General features: G+C 30.5%; 3 protein-coding genes. All 3 read right to left on the reverse strand.

What is annotated here, in order from left to right; genetic code table 11:
- Nucleotides 1–251: 251 nt before the first annotated feature.
- A complete protein-coding gene (locus X924_RS08225; protein WP_121958437.1) occupies nt 252–1,082 on the reverse strand; it encodes an ABC transporter permease in 831 nt (276 codons plus the stop codon).
- Between the two features lie 12 nt (nt 1,083–1,094).
- Nucleotides 1,095–2,048, reverse strand: coding sequence for an ABC transporter permease (locus tag X924_RS08230; protein ID WP_121958438.1), 954 nt, complete (start codon nt 2,046–2,048; stop codon nt 1,095–1,097).
- Between the two features lie 17 nt (nt 2,049–2,065).
- A partial coding sequence (locus tag X924_RS08235) for an ABC transporter substrate-binding protein (RefSeq protein ID WP_199172679.1) occupies nt 2,066–2,610 on the reverse strand: 545 nt, incomplete at its 5' end.

The following is a 2,610-nucleotide window of genomic DNA, read 5'->3' on the forward strand; positions in this document are numbered from 1 at the left end:
TTGAAAAAGGGAGGGGGGCTTCGCCCGTGACCCGTTTTAAATTCAAAAACGTTTTTCAAAATCTTTATTTCTAAAGTCAATGATATTTGTTAAGGTACTCGGTACTTGACACTGAAAAAGGGATGGGGCTTCGCCCGGGACCCTGGGAAAATTCAAAAGCGGGAGGGCGAAAGGCAAGAAGAGTTTTTGAGGTAGTCGGTACTTTATACTGAGAAGAAAAGGAGAGGACTTCGCCCTGGACCCTTTTAAAATTAGCGATTTAATTTAGGATCCAAGACGTCTCTTAACCCATCTCCAAGGATATTTACACTTAATACGATAACTGCAATCACCAAACCTGGAAATAATGTTACCCAAGGAGCTACCATAATGAAATTAGTACCTTGACCTACAAGATTTCCTAAGGTTGCTTCAGGTGGTGGAACTCCTAAACCAAGGAATCCTAAAGATGCCTCCGTCAATATGGCTGTGGAAAAGTTCATGGTGAAACTAACTATAAATATTGATAGTATATTGGGAAAAATAACAGAAATCATTATTCCTAAATCACTTTTTCCTAAAGCTCTTGAGGCTTTTACATAATTTGATTCTTTAATAGAAATGGTTGAGCTTCTTATTGTTCTAGCGAAGATTGGAATATATATTATACCTATTGCGATAATTAAATTAATCATATTAGTTCCAAATAATGCTACAATAAACAAAGCTAATACTAACGAAGGAAATGCGAAAAAAGCATCTATTATTCTTGAAATTATTTGATCTATTATACCTCCATAATAACCAGCTAAGATTCCTAAAAAAGTACCTATTATTGAAGCTATAATTATTGAGTTTAAAGCTATTAGCAAGCTATTTTGAATTCCGTAAATACATCTTGAAAAAATGTCTCTACCAAATTGATCTGTACCAAAAATATGTTCGCGAGTTGGAGGATTTAAAATATATTTAGAATTCATTTCGTTTGGAGGAAATGGGGCGAACAGTTTTGGGAAAAAAGATATAAATATAAACAAAAATATTATAAATGCGCTTATTAAATTTAGTTTGTTTTTGCTAAAATTTTTTAAAAATCTTTTCATCTAATTTCCCCTTTATTCCAGATTTACACGTGGATCAACTAACGTGTATATAAAGTCTATTAATAAATTTAAAACAATAATTAAGACCACAATAAATAAGATTATTCCCTGTATTACTGGATAATCTCTTTGGTTAACTGCTTGAAGTAATAGTCTTCCTATCCCAGGTAATGCAAACATATTTTCTATAACAATGCTTCCACCAAATAAAAATCCTAATTGTATTCCTGTAAAAGTAATTACAGGAATTAAAGCATTTCTAAACGCATGCTTAAAAATTACTTCGTCTTTTTTCAAACCTTTTGACAAGGCAACTTTAACGTAATCTTGTGACAAAGTTTCTATCATGCTTGTTCGCGTAATTCTTAGTATTTGAGCTGCTATCATCAAACCAAGAGTAAAAGAAGGAAGTAAAAAAATTTGTATGTTTTTTAAAGGATTTTGTAAAAATGGAACATATCCAAAAATCGAAAAATTTTTAGAATAAGTGGAAACAAGAACTATAAAAATTGTACCAATCCAAAAAGCAGGAGAAGATAGACCAATTAGTCCTAATACTTTTATTGTGCTATCTACAGGAGTATTCTTTTTTGTAGCTGAAACTATACCAAGAGGAATGCCTAAGATTATGCTGAATATTATCGATAACAAAGCTAACTCTAAAGTAACGGGAAGACGCTGCAGTATCATGTCTGCAACATCTTCCCCACTTCTTAATGAAATACCAAGATTTCCACTTAGAACACTTTTGATCCAAATGAAATATTGAGTAAATAAGGGTTTATCTAATCCAAAATCCTCATACATTTTTTGTATTTGTTCTTCAGATAGATAATTTTGTGTTCCAATAATAATATCAACTACATCACCAGGAACAAGTCTAACTAATGTAAAAACAATAATAGTAACGATAAAAATAGTAGGAATAGAGAGTAACAATCTACGTAGAAAATAAGTAAAACTCACCAAATCACCCTTTATTTTTATTTATTTAACCAAGTTTCTCTCAAGAAAATTAAGCTTTCATTTGCCAAAGGTGTAAATCCTTCAACATAGTTTTGACCAGCATAAATTATATTTGGAGAGTATAAAAAAAGAATAGGAGATTCTTTAACTAAAATTTTTTGTAATTGATTATATATTTGAATTCTCTTTGAAACATCTATCTCTGTTCTTCCATCCTGTAAAAGTTTGTCTACTATAGGATTTGAATATAAAAATACATTAGTTGATCCACCAGAATGAAAAGTTCTATAAAATTGGATATCAGGATCTATAGAACCAGAATTAAGGGAAACAAAAGCATCAAAGTCGCTATTTCTCCATTTGCTTATGAAAATTCCCCATTCTACCAAATCAATATTAACTTTAACATTAATTTTTGCTAATTGTGATTGTATTACTTGAGCAATTTTATCAAGACTATATCTATTTGAGACTACTAAATCAAATTCAAAACCATTAGGATACCCATTGTCAGATAGAATTTTTTTAGCTTTTTCTATATTATATTCATATTCTTCAAAAC

Source organism: Petrotoga sp. 9PWA.NaAc.5.4 (genome assembly GCF_002895485.1).
Classification (GTDB): domain Bacteria; phylum Thermotogota; class Thermotogae; order Petrotogales; family Petrotogaceae; genus AZRK01.

What these genes read in the sequence shown, in the direction of transcription:
- X924_RS08225 (WP_121958437.1), bottom strand. Translation starts at nt 1,082, where the DNA reads ATGAAAAGATTTTTAAAAAATTTTAGCAAAAACAAACTAAATTTAATA.